The sequence below is a fragment of the Pseudomonas sp. ANT_J12 genome (genome assembly GCF_008370045.1).
Classification (GTDB): Bacteria; Pseudomonadota; Gammaproteobacteria; order Pseudomonadales; family Pseudomonadaceae; genus Aquipseudomonas.
This window is the reverse complement of the sequence record NZ_VOBN01000029.1, coordinates 40,610-64,673: the sequence shown is the minus strand read 5'-3', so window position 1 is coordinate 64,673 and position 24,064 is coordinate 40,610. Positions and strand designations below refer to the sequence as shown.

Here is a 24,064-nt window from a genome sequence, read left to right as displayed (position 1 = left end):
TGCCTGAAAGTGTCCGGATGGCCGTGGAATCGGTGTCCGGATGCTCGTGGAATGAGTGTCCGGATCAGCGTGGAATCAGTGTCCGGATGTTGGTGGAATGGGTGTCCGGATGGTCATGGAATCCCCATGCTCACTGCGTTTCAGCTAATAATCGGTGATTACGCTGTCTTCGGGCTATTCATTTTCGTGTGTACAACATACCCGCCCGAGTTTCTACATTGTAAAAGCGATACGGCAGAGTCACTCCATGCTGCTTGATAGCTATGACAAAGGGCCCACCTGGGCCCCTTGCATTGGCAAAGCACGAGCCAGGGGTGACACTCGCTGATTGCAGCCATGAGTTTTCTGAGGCAGAGCTTGAAACGCAGGTCAATATCCATCCTGATTTGACGTCGTACAGCATCGACGACCGATGGACACAAACCAAGTATGTATGGTCTGCAGCGAGGGTGTACTTCCTGCTTGAGGAGGATGGCAAGCTCGGCTTGAAGTCCGCACCACGCAACCCTCGCTAAAGTCGAGCTAGTTGATGGTCGAGCCAGACGTCAACCTTCCCAAGCTTTCCCAGCTCCTTCAGCCTAGGCTTGCCTAAAGCTAGGAGGTCGAGGAAGCGCTGCCTATCTTTATCCGCAGGGAACCAGTCATCGATCTCGACGTTGCAATGCCTAGAGTCGCTCAACGCTCACCTGACCACCATGTCCCCGGCAGCTCGGAAGTGATCGGCCATCCAGATTGCATTACCACCCACGGCCATCCAAGCTTCACCAGCAGCTCGCTTGCATCAAAGATCCCGGCATCACCGAAAACTCCGCTGTGTCTGGATAGTGAACGCCCGCTAGCGACACCTTGGCAACTCCGGACTCACGATTCCAATGCGACAGAAAGTGCCAGCCTCCAGTATCGTCATTGGATCGGAAATTGATCGCAGCCTTACCCGTGATGTAGTGCTCACGAGTTACTCGTTTCAGGTTCAGGTCGAACAGGGGCTGATTCATTGGATCACCGTAGCATGCGGCCCAGAGCCCCTCAATGGCGGTTTGACTCCAAATGGCCAGCCCGGCACGATGCGTCATCGACAATGGAGGTTCGGAGATGCTGATCAAAAAAGACGAAATCTTCACATTCATGCATGGTCTCTGTGATGAGCGTGATCGACCAATGATCGCAACTCAGGAATTCGATCTGTCCGCCATTGCGAATCAGCTGATCCAGAGCATGGATGACTATGATAAGCAGGCGGAAGTCGACCTCCTACATGAGCGACTCGAAGACCTTGGGCTAGCACGCCCGCTTCAACAGACGCTTATTCGCCTGGGACTAGAAGCAGACCATGTAGTTCTGGAGCGTGCCGAGGAAGAGCCCAGAGTCACTGAGAAGCCTGAGACGGATACGCGATGAATCATTGCCCAACGCACTTCATCGACTTCGAAGCTTCCGGCATCGCACCAGACAGTGTCCCTATTGAAGTCGCTGTCGTTTACCCCGATGGTGAGTATCAAGCATTGATCCAGCCTGCTAGGTACTGGAATCACTGGAGCTACGACGCACAAGACATGCACAGCCTAAGCCGAGAGCAGCTGATCGCTGAGGGCAAACCGCCGCTCGAAGTTGCACAGGACATGAACCGACTGTTTGACGGCAAAACGCTGTGCTCTGACAACCCGACTGACTGTTTTTGGCTAGATATACTGTATGAAGCTGCTGAGATCGAGCCGACCTTTGAGGTTCATCCCCTTGAGTCGTTCGTAGGTCGTGAGGCAGCTGGAGAGATATACGGTCGAATACCAATCAAGAAAGCACACCGAGCGCTTCAGGACGCCCAGGCACTTTCAAACGCCGTTGTCCCTGCAGTTCACTGGGCCTGTGTTCATAAATACTCTAAGTCAGGAGTAGGCTCACAATGACCGAGCAATTCGAATCAAACCTCGTTTCAGTAAACCCTTTTCACCTGGCAATCGAAAAACATGGTGAACACATCTATCTTCGCGTCGTCGAGCGGGCCACTACTGCACAGCAGGAAGCAATCGCAAACGGAACCCCGGTAGTCGCAATTGCAAACAAAGTAAAAAAAATAGCTCTTGAGATGTTCGCAGATGCCAACTTGATGAGCGGAATGAGGCTTGAGCAGGATCTTGGGTTGTGAGCTGCCGAATGTGTCGGCGCCAATTCGATTGACGCCCCACCTTTTGGTTTGGCGCAAAGAGATTAATTCATACGAAAATTTTTAAACCAATCCGAGTTGCTTTGTAATCAAAAGATAGCCGCGACATTCGTCGCGAAAAAGCGAGATAGCCGCGACTGCGTCGCAAAGAAGCGACCTCCCAAGTCCAGCAGAGCTGTGCAGGGCGAGACTGCTGCCCTGAGTATCGTTTTTATTTGTCCTGAATTTCTCATAAAAGCAAAAGCAACAGCGAAGCAATCGAATCGATTGCCCCAAATGCAACAGCAGGCAATCGGATCGATTACCCTAAAGCCAGCGAGGCCCTACAAATGGCAGGGTATTGGAGATCTTGGCTTTTTTTTGTACACAAACACAACAGCTCCGTTTTTGATTTTTCTTTTCAAGGGGCCGACGAAATTATTTTTACACTTTTTTCAGGAGCGGTTGAAAGACCGGTGAAACGGGCCGGTAGCAAGCATCGCGATGCCAACGCAGCTTGAAAAATTTACAGACGTGCGCAAGCGGCATGGGTTAACGCGGCGTCCGGATCGGTTCACATTTGAGGGGCATAACCGCAGCTGGGCAAGTGTCTGGTCAGCTGAGTCAGGTTAAGCAAGATGCGCCTGATGTTGTCCGCCGCCTTCGTCTCAGCAGACAGCGCTCTTTCCCTACGACTGCGTGCCCCCCTTCTCAGCATCCCTAGGAAGACGGAGCATGGGAAAAGTCCCTTACCCAGTCAATATGGGTCTCCGTGACCTCCTTCATTACTCCGTCGCCAATGAGATTCACAAGACAATCCAGACGGCCACACATACATATTTAAGGGTAGAAAATAAATGCCGAAGCAGATCAGGTTGATCAGGCACGCTGAGAGCGCCGCGAACGTCGGTCTAGCCACGACCACCCCTGATTCCATCCCGTTGACGGATATAGGACAGCGCCAAGCCAGGGCACTCGCTCAATCGTTTACCTCAAAACCAGACCTGATTGTCTCTTCGCCGTTTGTGCGTGCCGAGGCTACGGCATTACCGACCACGCAGCGCTACCCCGATGCGCCATTCGAACTGTGGGCCGTCGAAGAATTTACTTATTTGAACCCAGACCGATTTTCCGACAGCACCCAGGCCGACCGAAAGCCACATGCGGAAAGCTACTGGGAGAGCGGTGACGCGACGATGATTGATGGGCCTGGTGCTGAGTCGTTCGATCATCTGCTCGGGCGGGCAGATGCGATGCTGGCCAAGCTTGCGGATCACGATGCCCAGGACATCCTTGTTTTCAGCCATGGGCAATACATCAGAGCTGCTGCTTGGCGGATCAAGCATGGAGACCACGCTAGCTCGCAAGATTTGATGCGTGAGTTTAGGGTCGTCGATGTACGGGAACCGTTGAGAAATTGCTGGAGTCATAAGCTCGTGTTTGACGGCTGCAGATGGACAGTCGAATGCCAACTCGACGCATCTGGCCAAGGGAGATTTATAGACGGGTTCTGTACGATATAGCGCTCTCGCTTATGGCTACCCGTTATCGCGCTTGAACTAGCAGCCGAGTATTCGGCAGTACATGATGGGATGCCTTTGGCGGTAAACCACTCCCTCGAAATTGTCCTGCGCCCAGCAAAAAATATCAGGACATTTCCCCCTGCTTCACTGAAGATGCTCCCCATGGATCAAGGCAGGGTGAAAGAAAAATGGGATTATTCATGCAGTTCTGGGCCTGGCTCTTCGAAGACAAAAGGTCGGCTTGGGAGCAGAAACAAGACCGCCAGGCCATCGAAGCATTCAACAAGCTCAAGAATTACTCAGTCAGTGATCGTGGTGGATTGTCCATGGATCCCGAGGAGCTTCGCGAACTCGTTACGACAGGTCGCGAAGAGCTGAAGCACCTTGTCCAGCCGCCGTCGTCGAACCGTACTACTCACGTGCCTCCATTCACCACCGCTCCGTTGACCGGCCATCAGGGAGGCTCCTCGCCAAGCGCTTCGGGGATGGATGACTTTGTCGAAGTCGTGACCTGGCGCCGTCTGGCCTCCGGCGCATCCGTGCGCTACGTGTGCCTCGAATCTTTAACAACAAAGCAGTACGCCGTCACTTCGACAGACCTCCTCTCTCTGCCTAAGAATAATGATCAGACAGTTCTTGATACGAAAGCCAACCAGCGGATCATCCGGGCTCTGAGCTGTGCTGACTTTGGGTGGTTCGACTCACCCAGCGCAGCCATGGATGCGTTTGACGCGAGCATTTAACCTACAGGCTTTTCAATTTCGACCGTCTACTGATTGCCCCTCCTTACCTGCAGATTCCGCGTCGGCAGATGGGGGCCACGATGTCACCGTGGAAGTTCCAGAAGATCTGCTCGCAACGGCAGGCCTGCATCTGGTGATGAACAGACGATGGGAAGGATTGGCAAAGCAGTAGTGCTGAATCCTTGCAACCCGGCATGCGCGTAAGCAGAAACGGGGCTGGCCCGCGTTGTGTCGGTAAATAATGCATCACAGCCACTCCCTAGCGTCTCCCTCAGATATCTCATCTCAACAATCCCATAGCCGAGATTACCGAGTGCGCTTCAAGTCATTTGATACCTCTCTGTTTTGTACCGTTAGCCTTCTTAATGTTTGGACAAAGGTCGGGATTACCTGATGCACGTGGTTAGGCAGCCAAGTGCCACCTCCTCATTTGTGCTGATAGACTGAGACTACCCGGGCACTCCACTCGCCGCCCAGCGAAAGCCCCCCCTTACAGGAAGTAGAAGAATGACAAGACGTTACGTAAGCCTCGTAGTTGTAGGAGAGGTCATCACGGTTGTGAATGCCGAAGTACCAGACGACAACAAGCAGCCCATCACCATACATTCCGATACGACTTGGAACCTGCAAAAAGGCGATCGAGGGCCCGCGCTTGCCGTCCTTCATCAACGTTGTGCAGGTTATCTGACCGAGCACAAGGTCGATCAGGTCGTTATTAAGGCAAGTGCGTTACCAACTGGTTCTGCAAAGCTGGCATTGCTTGGAAGCGCTGAAGTACGAGGCGTGGTCATCGCTGCCGCCGCTTCTGTACTGAACGAAGTCAAAATACTTTCGAAGGCAGTCATCAGTCGCACATATGGCGAGCGAAAGGTTGATGAATATTTGAAGGACGACGACTTCTGGAATGAGCACACAGAGGGGGGCAAGCTGAGAAAAACCAGTCGCGAAGCCGCGATGCTCATTGTTGCCCAGAGGAATGCCTGATGCACGGTATTGTACCGGCGCTTCAGGTCGGCCAGAAGCTCGGCAATGGTCACTTCGGTGAGGTTTTCCTTGGCGAAGATGGCGTGCACGGCCAAGTTGCCGTCAAAGTGTTAAGTCGAAAACCAAATCATACCGACCCTGAGTGGCGGCAATATAAAACGGGCTTTCTGGCCGAGGCTCAGAATCTCTCAAAGGCTCGTCATCGGAACGTGGTTCAGGTCTATCACATAGAAGAGCTGCCGGACGGCAACAGCATCCGTTTTTGTATGGCCTACTGCCCTGGTGGCTCACTTCAGAGCGTTTACGAGGTGAGGCCAATGCGGCTTCTCGAAGCACGCAAAGCCGGCACAGAGGTGTCCCTAGGCTTGGAAGCACTGCATGCGCGGGGAATGCTTCATCGGGATATCAAGCCTGGCAACATCCTTATTGACGCTGTAGGGGTAGCCCAACTTGGCGATTTCGGACTGGTTACCGATAATTTGATCCTAGGGTATGGCTCGCAGGCTGGTTATCTAGACCATATCGCTTATGAGGTTTGGCTGGGGAATGGCACCAGCGTAAAGACCGATATCTGGGCTCTTGGTATGACCCTTTTCCGCCTTTTACATGGGCAAATCTGGTATGACGAAGCAATAGCTCCTAAGCACATAGTTCAAGATGGCGGATTCGTCGACACACTCCAATGGCTCCCTCACATACCAAAAGCGTGGCGCAGGGCAATCCGAAAAATGCTCAACGACGATCCGGATTTACGCTATCAAACCGCCGGCCAGGTTCTGAATGCGTTATCGGGTCTGCCCACGCCTAACTGGGCTGCCACCGTCACCCCTGGTTTGGTGAGGTGGGAGCAAATCTTAGGAACAAGACGGAAGATCGTTGAATGGACGCAACATTCGCCACGAAGTCATGAATGGAAATCCTGGAGTGAGCCGTTTGGGATTCCCGGGCGAAGTAAATCGTTAGGCGGGTCGAATGGAAAAGTGGCGAAGCGCCAGCTAATAAAGCAACTTGAGGACTACTTTGAGATTTAAGTCGAGCGGCTTAGGATTTCACTTGAACGTTTTTTCTCGCACGTATACCCAGTCCTAACCGATCAAGGCAGGTTTAGGACTGGGTACGGCGAAGAGCGCGAGGTAGCAGGTAAAAATCGTTCTCGTCAGCTGGTTTGAGAGGCTTGAGGCCAAGACGCTGTGCCGCTTCGGCACGCCTGGACACCGAGCAGAACGGACAGTAGGTGTTGCTAGCTACTACACCCTCGTCAGGTTGCCAATAACGCTGGCAGTGCCGGCAGCGAGGAAGCGCTACTTTTAAGTTCGCTGACTTGGTGCTCATATCCAGTCCGTCCTCAGTCCTTTGACATTTCGGTCGATACGCTTTTTGCAACTCCCTGCAAAAACTGTGTATGTATACAGTATTGCACAAGTCGCGTTGTACACAAGCGGTCTTCGATGAATGGGCTCACCTAGGTGATGGGATCAGAAACGCCCTAGAAAGATGTCATGAACAGGAAGGAGGCTACCCGACATCAGGCCCTAAATATGTTTGCCTCTAGCAGCTCTATGTCGTTCTACGTGCCACATTTCATCCCGCCACTCCAAAAGAAACTTCTCCCAGTCATGCGCATATGGCCCTTCCGTTACACGTGTCGATCCCAAGCTGGCACGCAGGAAACGCTCACGCCATGGCTGCGGAATGCTTGATTCGAGAACAATGCGGCAACCTATCGGGTGTGGCTCAGTAGGTACGAAACGTCGAACCTCCTCAACGCCGAGAGGCTGTTCCATCGACGCAGTATCAAGCCGTTCTCGCTGCTCAATATCGTCAAGCACGTCTAAGGCATCGAGCGCCTTGAGATCCCCAGGAAGGATGTTGGCAAGCGTCCATAGTGCTTTACGCCTTGCGGTCTCATGATGCCGAAGCTCTTCATCAGAAGTCATCGCGATCAGCTCCTCACTGCGTCACAGGCGTCGATAGCCTGAACATATTTTGTTTCATGCGTATAAGTGCTCCGCAGATGAGTCGCTGGTTTCTCAGTAAGGCACAGGGCTGCTCGATCACCGCATGACACATCGTCCTCAGCCAACGGTTGTCCTTAGCGCATCCGGTTTTGGAAGCGAGCTGGGTCGTGGACGCACCCTAGCGGAGCGGACAAAAGCTTCGAAGCCCGGCGCTCACAGCTACATCAAAACCAGTTGACCTTCCTCGTTTATCCACGGCACTTTAACGGTGAAATTAATCGGTTGCTCGGTGTGAGTCACCAGATTTCCTGCGACCCAAAGCTGCTCCGCCAACCAGAATGTTTCATCAAAATCGAAGGGAAATGTCCGACCGTCAATGCTCAAGCATGGCAGGTTTAGGTCATCATCCAAGGCAATCGCAAGCTTGTAATAAGTCGGCTCACCAGGGAGCGATTCTGGGTGCCGAAATGACCCCGAGGCGCAAAACTCAAATCCCTTGTTCCCCGATTCGTAAATCTGCAATGAGTCACGTTCCGCCGATAATGATCGCGCTTGGATCAGTTGGTACCAGGAGGCATATGTCTCTAACTGCAAGATCGATTCGGCGCAGCCCTGGAAAACCCCGAGATGCGAGTAGGTCAATAACATCCTGACAAGACATTTAGTCACCTCGGCGCACTGCTGTGCGGTGAAGTAATGTTCGGAATCATCAAGGACAACAGAAACGTGGTTATCCACCACTTCGATGAAAGCTGTATACGAGTCATGGTCAGTAAATTCATGCCACTTCATTTGTCGTTCGACCCTAAAAACGACGTTGCTTGCAGCCAAATCCCCACCATTCATAAAAGCATCCGCAGATTAATTTGAATGCAAATACAAACGGCTCGCCACGCATAAAACTTTAGCAGCAACCAAAAATTTACCGACCCACTAAGAAAGATAGCTTTATCAGCTATCGCCCCTATCGACTCAGGAATACACGCTCTATCTCGCACCGAATATGAATTTACGATATTGCTCTGTGAAAGTCAGGAATGCAGGCTCAACAGGGTATCGAGTATTTTTTCTAATCGTGACTTCCACTTCATCCCAAGCACCTACAATTTTCTGCATATACCTATTATATTCACCTCGACCAAGCAGGCCTCTAACAACCAAAGTAGAAATATCAACTTTCCCATGAGACAAATGGAAGTGCGTAAATAGCGCACCAAGGTCTGCCGCCTGCTTCGTAAATTTTAGCAATTCTTTTCTCGTAGCCTTATAACCTAATCCTTTGCAGAGAAGCTCCAATGTTTCATAGATGCGCGGGATGATTAACTCAAGCCTAAAAATGGAGTTTGGGTGTGTGCCTGATGGATAATCTTCTGCGACTTTAAAAACTCCACCGTTGAAACGGTAAAAAACACAGGAAAGCCCACATAGCAAAAGGTAAGAAGCAGCAATCAGGTCAGACTCTGCGTGGGTTTTATTGACCCTTTTTGGATCTGCAAAATGTCTCAACAATTCAGATATGCATCTAGTGGTAGCCTCAGCATCAGCCGCTAGCTCTGTTGTATGGTAGAGGAGTGCTTCTCTCCCTTGGATTTTTTCGGGGATATCAATCTCAAGTTCATCCGCATAGGACATTCCCAGCATTGCATCCCCATCTGCTCTCACTACGCCGTGCTCTTGGTTCAAGTGCGCCAGCTCATGGAAATAAATCCAAGTCAGGGATGCCAAGAACATATTTTTAATGCAATTCTCTTTGGTGAACTCATCTGGAAGCAACGGCAAAGACATGAAATCCGCAGGAAATTTTGCTATTAATGTTATCGTCCGCCTATCTTGTGTAAACTCAATAAAATTCTCAGCATCACGATAAAGCTGACGAACAAGTTCGTAGTTAATTATAATCTTATGATCTGGCGGATCGCTAAAAACGGAGGACAATGGCGCTTGAGCGTTAAATTTCTTCTCTTCCGACCATACAACGGACAACTTCCCGCCTAACTTTTTATATTTACTCTCATTCAAGTCACCCGTAATAGCTGCAATCACATCCATCGCATAACAATTAATTTCGACATCACTCATGTAACTCATGCGCACCAACCAACTATTCTAATAATTATAACAACAGGACTAAATTTCATAATTTACTTCGGGGCTGCGTTTTCAAGCTTCAGCAAAAAATCGCCGTTCCGGTAAGACCACAGGCTCATGGATACTTCTCTATAAACTTCACCAACCCCATGCGCCTGCGTGCGTAACCCCGCGCCACTTGATGAGGACAGCTAGGTCGCAAAAATTGTAAGTTATTGAGTAGCTACACTCGAACCAGGAGACGGGCCTTCGCTGAAGGTGTAGTTAATGACGACGTCATTTCTGATCAGGACATCCAGAGTTTTCTGAGTACCCGTTGTCGTAACCTTCATCGTGACTACATAGCTTTGCGCATGCGCTGAGCCGTTCGTGTACGTATAGATCCACTTCTCGTCCGTTTCGCTCACAGCGCTCTTAGCGTATGGCTCACCGAAAAGCGATGTGAGCTCCGTAGTGGTCGTCTTTCCCTTCTCTAATCTGGTCACATTCGCTGAGGAAAAATCTCGGCCAGCTGTGAAGTGGGAAGTGGCGCATCCGCCGAGTATGAAGCATATTCCTATTGCTACGATGAGCTTGTTCATGGTCATCCATGGTGAACTGAAAGGTTTGAGACTAACGTTCGCAGCACCAAAATGCCATCACATCATTTGAGGAATAGATCATAGATTTGTGTGTGTCGCAGCTTATGAGCGCCCTTAGCCTGTAAGGCCAAGGCAATCTCCAAAGAAAATACGACGGAGATCCAAATACATGGAAAACAAAATACGTGCTGAAGAAAGCCTAAAGCGCATAGCTGCTTTGGCCGACACGCTGGAAGCAGAGGAAGGCGTCTGCCCTGTATCGAGGATCGAATTGGTCACTTGGATCGCTAACCAGCTTAGCGACCTTGACGTTCTCATTGCAGCCGGACAAGAGCCGCCACCGGCACTGCGCAAGCTCTACGCAGAGTGGATACGAGTAGCGTAACTTGTGCTGTGACCAAAACCGATCATAGAGTTCGGCCCATCCCGGGCATTTACCAGTCTGTGTACTGGTCTAGGACATGGCAGCAGGCATGAATCGGGAAACCGGTGAATACAGACTAAGAATTTATGAAGGCCGGTCAGGATGGCAAAGAAATCTCGCTTTTATGCAGTTGTACATGGACGTCAGACCGGTATCTTCGACAAATGGGATGGCGGAGCCCGCCTTGCTATCGATCATTTCCCTGGCGCTGATCACCGTGCATTCAGGACACTCGCACTCGCCGAGGAATGGTTCCGGCAGAACACGCGTAACCCGCACTCCCTTCACTCGCCGATCTATCACTTTGATACCGAAACGATCGCTAAGGCGCCAGGTGAAGTCGCCCTGCAAACGACGCTGGACGGTAATAGCTCAAGGCGAATCGTCGTCTACGCCATTATCGACCCAGAAACGGAAGAACCATTCTATGTTGGTGAGACTGGGCACTTCCCTCGTCGCCAACAAGCCCATCTGAGAACGGCGCACGAGAGAACGAAGCGAGCTGCAGCCAAGATCGCGCAGATTCTTGCCAAGGGACAGGTGCCCGTATTTAAAGCTATAGAATTCTGCGAGTCCAAAGAAGCCGCATTAGATGCCGAGACCAAGTGGATCAAGCACTATGTCGAGAGGGGGTATACCGTCTGGAATCGTCTGAGAGAGCATCGAGAAATTAAAGAACTCCATCGTGCTCCCAAGATGCAGATGGACATGATTATTGGAGACGGCCCTTTTTTACTCGGCCCTCACTCCTACCCTTCTCGGTTTGAACTCAAGACCAGGCTGCACAGTTACCTATCGCGAGAGCCTTTCGGTCGGGTGATCCATCCCACAGCGATCGAGAAGCTCAGCTTGATATGGGAAACGACTACGCACGCTGTACCAGCGCAAGAGTTCTGGGTCGTGCCTGGAGATAACTTTCCCCGTCTTCAAGTGATGCAGGCGGATGGAGCTATCGTCGATTTTGACTATACGACGGCGATTGACCGTATCTGCTGAGACCGATGACGCACCCGCTCCCCAGCGTCCATTTTGGGGCAGAAAGTCATCGGGTTAACCAGTGAACGACCAGATCATGGGAAAGCACACCTACAATGATCACCGAAGTCTCAGTTTGGCGTTTGGGAGCAACCCTTAAAGGAACGAATGCCGGCAGTGCCCGGCTGCTGACTGATCCCGGTAAAGCGGCAGCCACTTGCGAATAACATTGGTGTTGATGCCGTGGGTGATGGCGACGCTGGATATGGTCGCACCGGGTTGCAGGCATTCTTGAACAACCTGGGCTTTGAACGGTTTGGGATAAGAGCTTTGTTGGCGCATGGAAATCCTAACGTTAAGGGCGATCGCGTCCGCTTAAAATACGCGGACGCCATCGCCCTTAATGCTGGAGTTCGGAGGGTGACTTGGCCGGACGGTTACCTATCTACTCTCCATTTGCCGGTAGCATCACTGATGGCTGGCACTACCTGTCGTATCGGGTGTGGCAAAGGTGTCTTTGGCGGGTTTCCGACGCTACGGGGACTCATCTGAATGTGAGCAATCCCTTGACTACATCGATGATGCCACCAGAGGCAATCGCTCCGATGATGAGATGCTTCAGCTGGCCAAAGAACTCCCACTCAGCCAGACCAACTCCTGCGCCTAAGAGTAGGGTTGTCATTGCCAAGTAGCGCCAGGCAGGAGCAAACAGCATGAGGAGCTTGGGCACGGGGGTCTGCTTGAGCAGTTCGTCGACGTACTTGCGATACTCACGGCCAAGATAAGCAGCTATGACCAATAGTAAGGAGGCGAGAACGAAAGCCATGCCCTGCGTAAGCGGCACGAAAAACAGCGCACCGCAGCCGATGCTAAGCAAGCCTCCAAGCTTGGAAAGCTGCCCAAAATAAGCCCTTGCAACCTTGTAACCATTGGAGGGCATAGCGGGGTCGAAACTAATCTTCATGAACATGTACAAACCCTCAGTTCGCTTCTATCTAGCGGCACTTTCAGCAGCCTTTATCACCAACGCAGAGCAGCCTTCGCCACTATGTTCAGATCAGATCGTGATACCACAGTGCTTAGCTCAGGCGCGTGCAATACATTTTCAACGGCATGCACATCGGATAGTTTATCTTTGCGATGGACGTTCATTAGGTTCTCGATGAACTCCAAAACCTCGTAGCCCTCATCTTTGTCGACCTTCGCTCGGTCTAGTGGGCCGATGTATTTCCCATCACCCTTATCACGCTTCCATGTATAAACGTATTTGTCTTCCTGCAAATTGCTGCGCTTCAATTTAATGGCCAAGATCTGATCTCCTCAGTGTAATCAAAAGTAAGAACAGGGGTCGCTTACGACAGCCTGCATCCACGAAGAAAGAATGTTCGCGCCCAGATCAGCGCTTCAAATGAACGCTGATCCAGGCCTAGGCCTTTAGCTTGTGTGACACAACGAGGAGCACCAGCGGCAGCCATTCGACTGGCGATAGGTGAGCCGCGCCTGGCGTACCGCCGACGAGCAGGTTGCGTGCTGACCAAGATCGAGACGATTTATCGGTAAGGGCAGATAGCTGCAAGTGCTGGTATGCACCTCATGATCACCGTTGGTCTGGGCATTCTTATTGACCAAATACTGAGCCATGATTAGTTACCTCGCTCTTTGTTGGATTGCGAAAGAACCGACCCAGCGAGGGTCTTGGTCGTGGCGTTGTACTTCTCACTTTCCAGCACGTGGCTAGCCTTCGTTTCCATCTCGGCACTGGTTTGCTTGCCGGTGGAAGCTTGTGCCATCGCGGAGGCGGCCAGTTGCTTTTGGATAGCCGAAGCGCTCGAGCTGCGCAGGGTTTCGGAAGCCAAAGTAGCGACCGAAGAAGAGGTTTTTTTGGTGTTCTTAGACATGGTACTGCACTCCACATACTGCTCAATTTTGATAGCAGACGGGAACACCCTCTATCGATAACCTACGCAAGAGCGTTGACACCCCAGCATGAGTTATCTCTAATGCGCATCCCGCCAGTGTTTGCATTGGATTCAGGGATAGTAGGTGCGCGCGTTCCGTCTCCAAACATAGCGCGCGCACTTACTGACATTACCTTAGCCCACGGCAGCCAAACGAAACACAAGATGTGGTGTTTAGATTCGGCTTAAACACAAGATAATGTGCTATTTGGGGTTATGCAAGGTGGCAACCTGTGGATAACTTGTGCATTTGTGCCGAGTTGGATCCACAAAATAGACTGTACGTATCCACAGCCCTTGATTCTCAAGACTTTCTTTGAAAAAACCTGAAATGTCTTGTTACGAATTGTTCTGGCTATGTCCTTAGCCAGTGATTATCGAACTATACCCGAACTGAAACTGGCACATAAATGGCGCAGTAAAATGCCACTTTTATGACGAGGGCTATTCATTCCTCAAGGGCCCAACATGGTCATGTCGATTACAACAATCAGCCAAAAGCAGCCGTTCAAGCAATCGAACGGTAACGTAAATCCGGCCCCTTTTCTGTCTGCCCCCCTTTTTCCGTCCTTTTTCCACTTTGCAGGGCATAGCGATGCAAGCCGAGTTGAAGTCCACGCGTCATAAAAGGCAACATACTGCGCAAACCATAAGATTGTAACGCCGCAAGGAAGCCCTCATGGCCCGGACTATTTACAACAAGCCTACCCGCGCTCTGCTCAAGGACATGCTCGTGAGCTGGAATCTCCAACCAGGTCAAGTATTCACCGCTGCTCGCGCGATACAGTGGTTTGCGACGCACTACCCCAAACTGAAGCCAGGCAGTATCCGCGCGCATTTAGTCCAAGCTGCCACGAACGACCCTAGTCGCCTGCATCATCCTTCGACCAATAGCACTGATGACATTCTGTTCAAGGTTGCCCCTGGGGAGTTTCGACGCTATGAAGCGGGTAAGGATCCGGCGCCCATTCGTGAAATGGTAAAGGGTGATATTGCCGAGCAAGAAATAGAGGAGATTGAAAGCGGTTGCGACGGCTCCGACGAATCCATCCTGCCCGGCTCCACCGAGTTTCTACTGGAGAAAGACCTACAGCGTTACCTGGCGGAAAACCTTGAATGCATCGAGCCGGGCTTGAAACTGTACGAAGACGAAGACCTACGAGGCATCGAATACGAAGCGGGTGGAGGTAGACGTATCGACATTCTCGCCGTCGACCGCAATGGTGCTTTCGTCGTGATTGAGCTCAAGGTTTCTCGAGGTTATGACCGCGTAATTGGGCAATTACTGCGCTATATGAACTGGGTTCGGCGCGATCTCGCGGAGCTGGGGCAAAAGGTACGCGGCATCATTGTGTGTCGCAGCATGTCCGAAGATCTGCGACTAGCCTGCTCAAGCATGAAGAACGTAGAACTGTTCGAGTACAAGCTTTCCGTAGCTGTAACCAAAGTACCAGCGCTACAACTACCAGAATGAAGACAGGCACACGGTCAATCTAGCAGCGCACGCGCAGTAGGTGACTGAAACAAGGGAAGGAAATACAAATCGCCTCCTTTTGCTGCTTGCTTTGTCTTCCATCACTACGACTCACTGAAACTCAGGATAGATGATGCCTTTTTATATGATCACCTTCGGATTAACTCAAATTGATGAGCTGTACATTGGCAGAACCAACGAGGAGACCGTTGCGAGTGCAAGAGGGCTCATCGATCAATGGCCCGAATACGCTGCCATGTCCGATGAAGAAATCATCGAGCTAGCAAAAGCAGATGAGCTAGAGTTTGACCTTATTGAGATCCATGACACATGGCCAGGAGAGAATTTAGATCACCAGCAGCTAGTTGATATTTATGAGTCACAGCAAGGCGGCTGACTTTTTGATCAAACAGTACAAATAGGGCAGATCTATTTTTTGTAGATTTCCCGTTCTTACCGGCCTCATCGAGTCATTACCGGTAGCTTTGGGTCGTTCTCTGCCGGCCACTGATTCACCGCTCACACAACTTCTACCTAAGGACGCTCATGGCCGATTCCAGCACCAGCATTAGTAAAGCCATCACCACTAGCACCACCTTCGTCGATAAAGCGGTTGAATTTCGACACTTCATGCTGCTGATTTCCTTCCTGCTGGCACTAGATTCATGCCTCATGATTTTCTATAAAAAGAATCTGCTGCAGTCGTTCGGCAAATTGGACGCTCCCGAGGTGAACGCAGGAGGAGCATTAGTTTTCCTTGGTATCTTTGCGTTTTTGATGGCCCTGTTTTTTCCTGTTTTGCGTCAGGTTCTACTAGCATTCACCTCATGGATAAAGTTGCTGTGCCGAACCAAAGGCAAGGAGATCAACCATGACTTTCGCGATACGTCCACCGCGCGCCGTAAAGCGCTCATTCATAGAGACAAGCTAATCGTCGAGCTCTTGGACAAGCAGGAGGCACAAAGAAGGGATCACGAAACCAATATGAACATTGCCTTTGGTCTGGTGTTTATGTTTGCTATCAACTTTCTTAATCTGGGTACGGGCGAAGTGCTGTCGCTCACTCAGACAGCTGCAACGTTACTAGACACCATCACCGGTTTCTGGGCGAGTACGTTGATCCTAATGGCATTTGGTACGTTTAACTTCTTCTTATTAGTGATACTCGCCATGTCGCTTACCCCTGAAACCAGCGAAAAAATCTACCTGCCTGAGTCCGACGAGGAGAAGGCTGCGCGGATAGAAAGAGAAAAAAAGATGCGGCTGCCAAATGGTGTCTACCTAGGCTAAGGACTATTCATACTCTATCCCTGCCAAGCTGTCTCACCGTTGAGCGGTATCACGACAGCCTTCTCGGGCCGGCCAATGATGGGAACATCACTGGCGTGTATACGTAGACAGTGACCGTAACCCAGATAGGCCAACCCTGACAGTCTCGATCCTAGGTTTCGACACCAACCAGAACGTGATCTCCAAATGGGTTCACAACTACGAGCCTCTGGTCTCGGTTCGCACGACCGCACTGTCGCCAGTTGTTGAGATCGACGACTCGCTACCATTCCGCCGCGACAAAGACGTCGCACAGAAAGAAACGAAAGACACTGACTTGAAAGATGAATAACACGACAGGCTCCCTACCTTTGGGTGATGAGTTCTCACCCGACAAGCTCCGCCTCGCCAGGTGCGCGGCGGGGCAATCCCTTGCAGAGATTGGTGAGCTACTCGGTGTCACACGACAGTACGCGCACAAACTTGAAGTCAACGCGATACTCTCACGGCCACCACCTCCCGTGGGTGGTGGCACTTGCATCAAAGCCTACCATCAAGCTGGGCTTTTGCCGTTTAGTGGTAGTGGTAGTCGTTCGTTTTATGGTTGCGATGGCAACCTTTTGAATCAGTACCGCCGCTGTGCGCGAAGGCAGCAACGGACGTAATCGAAAGTAAAGCGGCGATCAAAAGGGCAGACAGTTTCATCAGGGCTTGCTCCATGCTTATGTTTTCTATATCCGTGAGACCTCTCAGCTCCGCAGCGTATGGCTAATTGCCTTCATTGGGCAAGCGACTTTCTTACTCTCCCTCCGGCAGTGCTGATATAGCGGTAAGGCGCTTCTGAAATGGCGGCGAAAACGGCGTCAACGTGAGGCAACGTGAGGCAACGAGTATTAGCAGGCGTCAGCAGTTCGCCCGATTTGGAACGCAATACGTAGGCCGCGAGGGCGCTACAGAAAAGCGGAAAAGAGAGTCGTCCCGGAATGACAGATAGCCCATCTCCGGCTTCACCAACCGCAGGTGGTCGATGACCATGGTCAGCATCGCCAGCCACTTGATCAGATCCAGGCTGCTGCTTCGGCTCTTGAGCGAGATATGTTGGTCGTAAAAGCCATCATCATGCCCAACCCAGGGTGACGGCGGTCAGCACGAGATAACGAATGCCCTTGGCCAGGGTAACTATCAGCAGGAAGCTCCAGATAGGCTCGCGCATCACTCCAGCAACGACCGTTAATGGATCGCCAATGATGGGCACCCAGCTCAGCAATAACGACCAGCGCCCATATCGCAAGTAGGATTGCTGGGCCTTTTCGAGCTTGCTCTCGCTCACCGGAAACCAGCGCTTGTGGCGCAATCGCTCAACGGAGCGACCCAACACCCAATTCAGCGTAGAACCGAGAACGTTGCCGAAGGTAGCGACCGCCAATAACGTCGAAGCGATGTACCGGTCTGAGACCAACATCGAGACCAGCACGGCTTCAGATTGCATTGGCAATAACGTGGCGGTACCGAATGCCGCCAGAAACAGACCAACGTAGCTGGTGAGTTCGAACACTCGGACTTCGCCTTATGCGGTCAGGCCCATCCAGCCATGGAAGCCCACGTACAGACCAACACCGATGATCAGTACGCTGGACAGGTACGGTGCTCGACGAGCCACGGTGCCCAGCCACGGCCAGCGATTGGAGGCCTGTTTAGCACCGATGGCTGCCGCAGCACCGACCGTGACTAAGGTAAGGGCCAAGCCGATGCTGAAGCACAGGACGAGCATGCCACCCAGCGCCACTTCTTTAACCTGAAGACACAGCAACAGAACGGTGATGGCAGCCGGACAAGGAATCAAACCGCCCGTCAAACCGAACACGACGATCTGGCCCGTGGTGACCTCGCGGTTGGTAAAGCGCTTACGGATATCGTTGGCATGTGCGCGCTCGTGCGCATCCTGATAGCCGTCAATCGACAACTCCAGACCTTCCAGTTCGGAATGCGCATGCCCGTGATCATGCTCCTGGTAGTCCAGATCATAATCATGGGAGTGGCCTGCATGCCCAAGACTCAGGCGAGCACTGAACTCATGAGGTTCCGGGATATCGACTGCCGACTCCAAGAAGCCTTCGCGCTCGACGAAAGAGAACGACTGGGTGCTCCCGTCTGGACGGGTAGTCATCAGGCGAACATCCGAGGCCGCCCAGGAGTGTCCGGTCAATGTCTTTAGGCGCCAATGCGGTGGCATACCTACTTCAAAAATCGACAGTTCGATGCGCCCGTGGCCGGTATCGATTCGATGGGTCTCGTCATGATGACCATGGTCATGCTCGCCGTGGTGGTGATCATCACCTTGCTCAAACTTGAACATCTGCTCACCGTGCCAGGTACGCCACAGCATCCACAGCGCAATTACGATAATCAATGCAGAGGACGCGAGCTGGAAGTACGGCTCAGTGGTTTGAGCGTCCAGACCTTTGCCCAGATGCATGCCGCCGATGGCGACCAACCACACCACAGCGGTGTGCGATAGCGTCGCGGCCAAGCCCAACAAAACAGCCTGTTTGACCGAGCCACGGATGGCCACGATGAAGGCCGCCATCATGGTTTTTGAATGGCCCGGTTCTAGGCCATGCAAGGCACCGAGCAGAATAGCGCTCGGGAAATACAGCCAGGCGTGACCCCCGCCTTGTTGCAGCAGTTCAGCGAAATTGGGCATTTCAGACCTAGAGGTACTTGGTGATTTGTTTGAACGCTTCCAGCGGTGCGCGCTCGCCATTGCCTAACGCCGAAACGGTGTCCTCAAGGCAGTGATCGATGTGATCCTGGATGAGCGTGCGCTTGGCTTGGCAGACCGCTTTTTCGACAGCGTGCAACTGCTGAGCAATGTCCACGCATTCACGACCCTCTTCGATCATGGTGATGATGCCGCGTAAATGGCCATCAGCCCGCTTGAGGCGCTTGATGATTCCCTCGTGACTTTGGTGGGTGTGGGGGTGGCTGTGTTCGTGTTCGTGCTCACTCATGACTTGAGCCTCAGGCCTCAATGAATTACGCTCGCATCCTATCCCCCCTGGGGGGATATGGTCAAACGTATCAAAGCCCTACTCAACGAGTTGAAATCCGAACGCTATGCTCAGCAGAACACTGACAACGACGGTGGTAATCGCGCTTGCTCTCGCCATGTTTGTGGCCTGGGCCGGGCATACCTATACGTTGTCAGTGATGTCGAAACAGCCGGCCTGGGAGATTGCGCAAGACGCTCATCACTCCCATGAGGAGCAAGCCGAGATGTCGTGTGCGAGCTGTTCGGATCACTATCACTCCACGTTGACCCCTGACCACCAACACGAAACGCCACAGCTCAGTTCTGCGTTGACTTTGTCTGCGCAGCCGAAGCTGTCCATGCGACTCGAAGCCCCATCCTATTCCGTTCCTCGTCCGCCGATTTTCTTGATCGAGCGGCCACCCCGTCCTTCGTTCGCATCCTGACCATGGCCGTACTGCGGCCTTTGATCCCTGCAACGTAGGATTGATCTATGCATTCGCACTCGATGAGCGGCGTTGACGCATTTACTGCGCCTTCGCGTCGCCTGCTACTGCTGTTGTTTTTGTTTGTCGCGGCACTTTTCCTCGCAATGCCCGAGGCGATGGCTCATGCCGTCGCCGAAGGTGATAAGGGGTTCATCCAGGAAAGCTCCGGCGTCATGTTGCTGCCCTTCATCTACATGGGCGCCAAGCACATGATGACGGGCTACGACCACCTGCTGTTTTTGTTCGGGGTGATCCTCTTCCTCTACCGTCTAAAAGACGTGGGGCTCTATGTCACGCTGTTCGCCGTAGGGCATTCGATAACGCTGCTGCTTGGCGTACTGACTGAGATCAGCATCAGCTCCTACATCATCGACGCCATCATCGGTTTTTCGGTGGTGTACAAGGCGCTCGACAACCTGGGCGCGTTCCAGCGCTGGTTTGGTTTCCAACCCAACACAAAAGTGGCCACGCTGCTCTTCGGCCTGCTCCACGGTTTTGGTCTGGCGACGAAGATTCAGGAGTACGAGATCTCGCCTGACGGCCTGATTCCGAACCTGATCGCCTTCAACGTTGGTGTCGAGATCGGCCAATTGCTGGCCCTTAGCGCGATTCTCATTTTGATGGGGTATTGGCGGGGCACCGGCAGTTTCTGGCGTCACGCCTATACCGCCAACGTCGCCATGATGAGTGCCGGTTTCCTGCTGATGGGTTACCAGATCACCGGCCTGTTTGTCTCTGCGTAAGGAATTCTGACCATGTTCAATTCTCCGCTTCCAACTGTTAATGAATTGCCTAGCACTCGCAAACTGGTGCGTTCGACCGTCATTGCACTGCTGGCTGCGGTCGGCCTGCTGGTGACCGTTGTCATGCCTTCGGAGTACGCCGTTGATCCAACGGGTGTGGGCCGAGCACTGGGACTGACCCAGATGGGCGAACTGAAGATCGTGCTCGCGCAAGAGGCCTTGGCAGATGTAGCCCCACCGCAACCGGCAGCGCTAGCTCCAGCTCCAGCTCCAGCTCCGCAGCTGGAGCCAATCCAACCTGCTACGAAACCTGCCGTTCAGCCAGTGGCGACACCTGCCCCAGCTTTGAAGACCAATCAAATGACCGTCACGCTCAAGCCAGGTGAAGGGACAGAAATCAAACTGGAGGTGCTGAAGAACAAGACTGTCAGCTATGAATGGACAGCGGTTGGTGGGCCCGTGAACTACGACACCCATGGCGAGCCCTACAACGGTGAAAAGGGTTACTTCCACAGCTACAACAAGGGCAAGCAGGTCAAAAGTGATAGAGGCGAATTCACCGCGATTTTTGACGGCACCCACGGCTGGTTTTGGCGTAATCGCAGCAACAACGACGTGACCATCTCACTGAAAACGACGGGCGACTACTTGAGCGTCAAACAGTAATCCGAGGCAGCGATGGCTGTTCCATTGCCGAAAATGCGGCCTCAACCTGACCGCAGAACATTTTTTCATCCGATTTCTTGAAGAGTCCTTCCATGAAAACCACAACAACGCTGACTCGATCAATGCTCCTGATCTGCTTCCTTAGCCTGATGACGGCGTGCGGTGGCGGTGAGAAAGGAGCAGCGTCCGAGAGCGCTGAGCACGGACACTCACACGAGTAACACCCTGAATAAAACAAGGCCGCATTTGCGGCCTTGTTTGTTTCTAGATTTCAACCTGCGTACCCAGATTGATCACTCGACTCACTGCCTTCACTGCAACACTCGTGGCCCCTGTGAACGACGCAGAAACTCGCGCAGGCTCAAACGCCCGCTGCCCCGCTGAAACGTAGCGTGTACGCACCGAGAGTTCACGGTTGTCAGCACCCAAAATTGCCCCTCGCGCTCAGCTTTGATCACCTCAGAAGTACGAATCAAGTGGCCGTCGCCAAAACTCCCATACTGGTCTTTTCGGTTGTGACCAAAAACCACGCCTATGCATCAGGTGGGCGGCCCTTCCTGTCGTACTTTGATCAAGAGTGACAAAGGTATCATTGGTAGGCATCCATTTTCTCGACGCCAACTGCTATTTCGGCAAATTGGGTAATGAACTGCTCGACTGGTAGAATTAGGCCAGCTACACAGCCACCACGAGAAATCACATGACCCCAGAATTGACTGAGGAAGAGATGCGCCGAGCGCTCTTCGGCAGCCCCGCGCCAGCAGAACAAATTATCGCCACTCCGGTACAAGCTCCTACGCCGGATATCGCGCCAGCTCAACCGGTAATACCGCCACAGAAAAAGAAGGCCGCGAAGACGTTCACGCCCCGCTTGAAAGTGACCCTGCGCGTCGGCAACGAGTTTGAAGGCAAAACACACGAGATGATCCACGAGGCTGATACCCTGAGTACACTCCTGGCAGAGCAGGAAGCTGTTAAAGCAGCCAGGAAAAAATATCGATACGTGGAAGTGGTTTCGGTCAAGTCAATGTAAAGCCACTAATTTGTCACTGATCCGTAGCTAGAAACACAGCTATATCCTTGACACGATGCTAAACCTATACGGTCAAAACCGGCCCTACGCCATTGGATATGCACGAAGGCAGCAACGAACGAATGTATGAAGAAAGCGTTCGGCAAATACATCCTTCGCGCCTGGAGCGAAACGCCATGAAGAGCAACCGATGCATTATCGACTATTAATTGCTACCAACGAAGCCACCGCTGTCCTAGTAACGCGCCTATAGCGGTCGGAACTAGCATGCCCAACATGTACCAAGCCCCCCAAAATGGAACCTCCATTTCAGGGCAATGCAGACAATAGGCGATCGTAGCCATCGCACCTGCCAACAGTCCACCACAGGCACCTGCCAGCGTCAGTCGCGTCGGAGCCAACCCGCGTAAGGCCCAGAAAACAGCGATGAATCCTGGAATCGAGAGCAAGGTAATGTTCATTGCGCATACCCGCCAAGTCTTACCCAGAATGATCGCGACGCGCGTATCGGGAGCTGCGGTCATGAGGACATAGAGGGTACCGGCCCACAGCGCTGCCACCGCCGCACTGATCAGGAGTTTTCCGGAGCCCGGAGTTACGCCAGGTCTTGCCAGGCGCGTCACCACGCTCAGAGCGCCGATCATCAGGCACAACGGAAAGGCGATCTTCGCCCAGAAGATCGGCGTTGCTGCCACTGTGGCCAGGTCTGGACGAACGCCCAATATGATCGTCACCAACAAGGTGGCAACCACCAGCCCCGCCAGCACCGCGACACCGAAGCGTTTGGCAAGCGCATGCCGGTCGACTGGGGTGACCCCGGAGGCGAGCATGCCAATAAAATCATCAGTTTTCATAGTGCACCTCTAATCTTCAGCGCCAGCGCTTTAAGCCCGCGATGGATGCCGATCTTAACGGCTGACTCCGACAACCCTGTCATTTGCGCAGTTTCAGTGACAGATAATCCCTCAAGCTTCACGTGCATGATCGGCAGACGCTGACGCTCAGGTAACTGCTCAAGCAACTTGCCCAGATCGCGACTGGCCTGCGCGGGCTCAAGATGAGGCTCGGCAAACAGTTCCGCTGCATCGTCGAGGGTGTCGTTGAAGACCTCGTGGCGCGACCGTCCTCGAAAAAAGTCTGTGAGCTTATAGCGGGTGATAGCAAAGACCCATGCCGTCAGTGGCTGATCCGTCCGATATGTATGGCGACCGTTATGCACGGCCAGCAATACCTCTTGCAGCAAGTCCTCGACTTCACTGGGCTGGCGTTGCAGCCGGGCTCGCAAAAAGCCGCGCACATGACCACTTAACGCCGACAGGAACGAGCGATAAGCCCGCTCGTCGCCCTCAAGGCCTGCGAGGAACAGAGCCTGAAGTTGCTTTTCTCGGCTGCGCAACGCGTCGTTATGTGTAGTTCGTTCCATCGTCTGCCCTGGTTACACAAAGGGTAAAAATATTTTTTGTACCTATACGACGCCAGCCCTGATGACAGGCAACGGATGATGCTAGCGCTCAAGGACATAAGGCAACAATCGGTCTCGCTTGCGGCTTATGAAAAGTTTTTGAAAAATATTTTTTGGTGGCTGTAACCGGATAGGAAAAGCCAGCGAACTACTTATCGGATCGCAAGTACAGCGCACTCCTGCACTGATACGACGACCCATCCCCATGATCCCGGAGTAACAGCTATGAACAATCTGAAACTTGCCGCCCTCGCCGTTGCCTTTTCTTCCTTCGCTGCCGGCGCCATCGCCGCAGAGACCCCAACCGCAGCCGGTTCCATGGATAAAGCAGGCGCCATGGAAAAATGTTACGGCGTTGCCATGGCTGGTCACAACGATTGCAAAGCCGGCGCCGGCACCACCTGTGCTGGCACTGCCAAAATGGACTACCAGCCTAACGCCTGGAAAAACGTTCCAGTCGGTACTTGCACCACTATCAAGACACCAAAAGGCACCGGCACTCTTACACCTATGTAATACCGACA

At 52.5% G+C, this 24,064-nt stretch carries 31 protein-coding genes and 2 pseudogenes; 17 read left to right on the top strand and 16 right to left on the bottom strand.

Translation table 11 applies throughout. The annotated features are described in order from the left end of the window. Positions 1-761 precede the first annotated feature (761 nt). Positions 762-1,127, bottom strand: a complete 366-nt coding sequence (locus FQ192_RS34900) for a hypothetical protein (RefSeq protein ID WP_306108903.1) — start codon at positions 1,125-1,127, stop codon at positions 762-764. Here FQ192_RS34900 and FQ192_RS31330 point away from each other — a divergent pair. The 7 genes from FQ192_RS31330 to FQ192_RS31300 all read left to right on the top strand — a co-directional run bounded on the left by FQ192_RS31330 (position 1,093) and on the right by FQ192_RS31300 (position 6,421). Beyond that, entirely contained in the window at positions 1,093-1,398 is a 306-nt protein-coding gene (locus FQ192_RS31330) for a hypothetical protein (protein ID WP_109521230.1), read from the top strand. The genes FQ192_RS34900 and FQ192_RS31330 overlap by 35 nt on opposite strands. Next, complete coding sequence (locus FQ192_RS31325) at positions 1,395-1,904, top strand: hypothetical protein (protein WP_109521229.1); 510 nt, start codon at positions 1,395-1,397, stop codon at positions 1,902-1,904. The genes FQ192_RS31330 and FQ192_RS31325 overlap by 4 nt, the downstream gene beginning before the upstream one ends. Then, positions 1,901-2,143 carry a hypothetical protein gene (locus tag FQ192_RS31320; protein ID WP_109521228.1) on the top strand — a complete coding sequence of 81 codons (243 nt, stop codon included), beginning with the start codon at positions 1,901-1,903 and terminating at the stop codon, positions 2,141-2,143. The genes FQ192_RS31325 and FQ192_RS31320 overlap by 4 nt, the downstream gene beginning before the upstream one ends. Positions 2,144-2,997: 854 nt before the next feature. Further along, positions 2,998-3,663: a histidine phosphatase family protein gene (locus FQ192_RS31315; protein ID WP_109521226.1), complete on the top strand. Its 666-nt coding sequence runs from the start codon at positions 2,998-3,000 to the stop codon at positions 3,661-3,663. 200 nt (positions 3,664-3,863) lie between these two features. Beyond that, on the top strand, positions 3,864-4,406 hold the full coding sequence (locus FQ192_RS31310) for a hypothetical protein (RefSeq protein ID WP_146198990.1): 543 nt from the start codon (positions 3,864-3,866) through the stop codon (positions 4,404-4,406). 507 nt (positions 4,407-4,913) lie between these two features. Next, a complete protein-coding gene (locus FQ192_RS31305) occupies positions 4,914-5,390 on the top strand; it encodes a hypothetical protein (RefSeq protein ID WP_109521224.1) in 477 nt (158 codons plus the stop codon). Next, positions 5,390-6,421 carry a serine/threonine-protein kinase gene (locus tag FQ192_RS31300; protein ID WP_109521223.1) on the top strand — a complete coding sequence of 344 codons (1,032 nt, stop codon included), beginning with the start codon at positions 5,390-5,392 and terminating at the stop codon, positions 6,419-6,421. The genes FQ192_RS31305 and FQ192_RS31300 overlap by 1 nt, the downstream gene beginning before the upstream one ends. A gap of 501 nt (positions 6,422-6,922) precedes the next feature. Here FQ192_RS31300 and FQ192_RS31295 read toward each other — a convergent pair. From FQ192_RS31295 to FQ192_RS31280, 4 genes are all read right to left on the bottom strand, one after another. Beyond that, positions 6,923-7,327 carry a hypothetical protein gene (locus FQ192_RS31295; protein WP_109521222.1) on the bottom strand — a complete coding sequence of 135 codons (405 nt, stop codon included), beginning with the start codon at positions 7,325-7,327 and terminating at the stop codon, positions 6,923-6,925. A 240-nt stretch (positions 7,328-7,567) separates the two neighbouring features. Beyond that, entirely contained in the window at positions 7,568-8,194 is a 627-nt protein-coding gene (locus FQ192_RS31290) for a hypothetical protein (protein ID WP_109521221.1), read from the bottom strand. Between the two features lie 141 nt (positions 8,195-8,335). Next, positions 8,336-9,427, bottom strand: a complete 1,092-nt coding sequence (locus FQ192_RS31285; protein ID WP_109521220.1) for a hypothetical protein — start codon at positions 9,425-9,427, stop codon at positions 8,336-8,338. A gap of 221 nt (positions 9,428-9,648) precedes the next feature. After that, complete coding sequence (locus tag FQ192_RS31280; RefSeq protein WP_109521219.1) at positions 9,649-10,017, bottom strand: hypothetical protein; 369 nt, start codon at positions 10,015-10,017, stop codon at positions 9,649-9,651. 169 nt (positions 10,018-10,186) lie between these two features. Between FQ192_RS31280 and FQ192_RS31275 the strand changes: the two genes are divergently transcribed. Both FQ192_RS31275 and FQ192_RS31270 read left to right on the top strand, forming a co-directional pair. Next, positions 10,187-10,402, top strand: a complete 216-nt coding sequence (locus tag FQ192_RS31275) for a hypothetical protein (RefSeq protein ID WP_109521218.1) — start codon at positions 10,187-10,189, stop codon at positions 10,400-10,402. Between the two features lie 141 nt (positions 10,403-10,543). Then, entirely contained in the window at positions 10,544-11,437 is an 894-nt protein-coding gene (locus FQ192_RS31270; RefSeq protein ID WP_109521217.1) for a viroplasmin family protein, read from the top strand. A 135-nt stretch (positions 11,438-11,572) separates the two neighbouring features. Here the strand turns inward: FQ192_RS31270 and FQ192_RS31265 are convergent, their stop codons facing one another. The 4 genes from FQ192_RS31265 to FQ192_RS31245 form a co-directional block, all read right to left on the bottom strand. Next, positions 11,573-11,758, bottom strand: coding sequence for a transposase (locus FQ192_RS31265; protein WP_109521216.1), 186 nt, complete (start codon positions 11,756-11,758; stop codon positions 11,573-11,575). 202 nt (positions 11,759-11,960) lie between these two features. Further along, complete coding sequence (locus tag FQ192_RS31260) at positions 11,961-12,386, bottom strand: hypothetical protein (protein ID WP_109521215.1); 426 nt, start codon at positions 12,384-12,386, stop codon at positions 11,961-11,963. 50 nt (positions 12,387-12,436) lie between these two features. Further along, positions 12,437-12,724 (bottom strand): hypothetical protein, encoded by a 288-nt coding sequence (locus FQ192_RS31255; RefSeq protein WP_109521214.1) that lies wholly within the window; start codon positions 12,722-12,724, stop codon positions 12,437-12,439. 335 nt (positions 12,725-13,059) lie between these two features. After that, on the bottom strand, positions 13,060-13,314 hold the full coding sequence (locus FQ192_RS31245) for a hypothetical protein (protein WP_109521212.1): 255 nt from the start codon (positions 13,312-13,314) through the stop codon (positions 13,060-13,062). 739 nt (positions 13,315-14,053) lie between these two features. Between FQ192_RS31245 and FQ192_RS31240 the strand changes: the two genes are divergently transcribed. The 4 genes and pseudogenes from FQ192_RS31240 to FQ192_RS34745 form a co-directional block, all read left to right on the top strand. Next, the gene (locus FQ192_RS31240; protein ID WP_109521211.1) at positions 14,054-14,848 is read left to right on the top strand and encodes an endonuclease NucS domain-containing protein; all 795 of its coding nucleotides are present in this window, start codon (positions 14,054-14,056) and stop codon (positions 14,846-14,848) included. A 133-nt stretch (positions 14,849-14,981) separates the two neighbouring features. After that, positions 14,982-15,245, top strand: a complete 264-nt coding sequence (locus FQ192_RS31235) for a hypothetical protein (RefSeq protein WP_109521210.1) — start codon at positions 14,982-14,984, stop codon at positions 15,243-15,245. 149 nt (positions 15,246-15,394) lie between these two features. Next, the gene (locus tag FQ192_RS31230) at positions 15,395-16,138 is read left to right on the top strand and encodes a hypothetical protein (RefSeq protein WP_109521209.1); all 744 of its coding nucleotides are present in this window, start codon (positions 15,395-15,397) and stop codon (positions 16,136-16,138) included. Positions 16,139-16,461: 323 nt separating this feature from the next. Next, a pseudogene (locus FQ192_RS34745) lies at positions 16,462-16,623 on the top strand (helix-turn-helix domain-containing protein); the annotation flags it as partial. A gap of 67 nt (positions 16,624-16,690) precedes the next feature. Here FQ192_RS34745 and FQ192_RS31215 read toward each other — a convergent pair. The 4 genes from FQ192_RS31215 to FQ192_RS31195 all read right to left on the bottom strand — a co-directional run bounded on the left by FQ192_RS31215 (position 16,691) and on the right by FQ192_RS31195 (position 19,128). Further along, the gene (locus tag FQ192_RS31215; protein WP_109521267.1) at positions 16,691-16,822 is read right to left on the bottom strand and encodes a YHYH domain-containing protein; all 132 of its coding nucleotides are present in this window, start codon (positions 16,820-16,822) and stop codon (positions 16,691-16,693) included. A 412-nt stretch (positions 16,823-17,234) separates the two neighbouring features. Beyond that, positions 17,235-17,672, bottom strand: coding sequence for a YqaA family protein (locus tag FQ192_RS31205; protein ID WP_109521208.1), 438 nt, complete (start codon positions 17,670-17,672; stop codon positions 17,235-17,237). Positions 17,673-17,684: 12 nt separating this feature from the next. Beyond that, a complete protein-coding gene (locus FQ192_RS31200; protein WP_109521207.1) occupies positions 17,685-18,821 on the bottom strand; it encodes a nickel/cobalt efflux protein RcnA in 1,137 nt (378 codons plus the stop codon). Between the two features lie 7 nt (positions 18,822-18,828). Then, entirely contained in the window at positions 18,829-19,128 is a 300-nt protein-coding gene (locus FQ192_RS31195) for a metal-sensing transcriptional repressor (RefSeq protein WP_109521206.1), read from the bottom strand. Between the two features lie 513 nt (positions 19,129-19,641). Here FQ192_RS31195 and FQ192_RS31185 point away from each other — a divergent pair. Both FQ192_RS31185 and FQ192_RS31180 read left to right on the top strand, forming a co-directional pair. Then, entirely contained in the window at positions 19,642-20,379 is a 738-nt protein-coding gene (locus FQ192_RS31185; RefSeq protein WP_109521204.1) for a HupE/UreJ family protein, read from the top strand. Between the two features lie 12 nt (positions 20,380-20,391). Further along, positions 20,392-21,045, top strand: coding sequence for a transmembrane anchor protein (locus tag FQ192_RS31180; protein ID WP_109521203.1), 654 nt, complete (start codon positions 20,392-20,394; stop codon positions 21,043-21,045). A gap of 311 nt (positions 21,046-21,356) precedes the next feature. Here the strand turns inward: FQ192_RS31180 and FQ192_RS34735 are convergent. Continuing rightward, positions 21,357-21,581: pseudogene (locus FQ192_RS34735) on the bottom strand (hypothetical protein); the annotation flags it as partial. A 164-nt stretch (positions 21,582-21,745) separates the two neighbouring features. Here FQ192_RS34735 and FQ192_RS31170 point away from each other — a divergent pair. Further along, entirely contained in the window at positions 21,746-22,078 is a 333-nt protein-coding gene (locus tag FQ192_RS31170) for a hypothetical protein (protein ID WP_109521202.1), read from the top strand. A 212-nt stretch (positions 22,079-22,290) separates the two neighbouring features. Here the strand turns inward: FQ192_RS31170 and FQ192_RS31165 are convergent, their stop codons facing one another. Beyond that, on the bottom strand, positions 22,291-22,932 hold the full coding sequence (locus FQ192_RS31165) for a DUF1109 domain-containing protein (RefSeq protein ID WP_109521201.1): 642 nt from the start codon (positions 22,930-22,932) through the stop codon (positions 22,291-22,293). Further along, positions 22,929-23,501 carry a sigma-70 family RNA polymerase sigma factor gene (locus tag FQ192_RS31160; protein WP_109521200.1) on the bottom strand — a complete coding sequence of 191 codons (573 nt, stop codon included), beginning with the start codon at positions 23,499-23,501 and terminating at the stop codon, positions 22,929-22,931. Before FQ192_RS31160 ends, FQ192_RS31165 begins: the two co-directional genes overlap by 4 nt. Before the next feature lie 264 nt (positions 23,502-23,765). Between FQ192_RS31160 and FQ192_RS31155 the strand changes: the two genes are divergently transcribed. Next, positions 23,766-24,056 carry a DUF2282 domain-containing protein gene (locus FQ192_RS31155; protein WP_109521199.1) on the top strand — a complete coding sequence of 97 codons (291 nt, stop codon included), beginning with the start codon at positions 23,766-23,768 and terminating at the stop codon, positions 24,054-24,056. Positions 24,057-24,064: the final 8 nt, after the last annotated feature.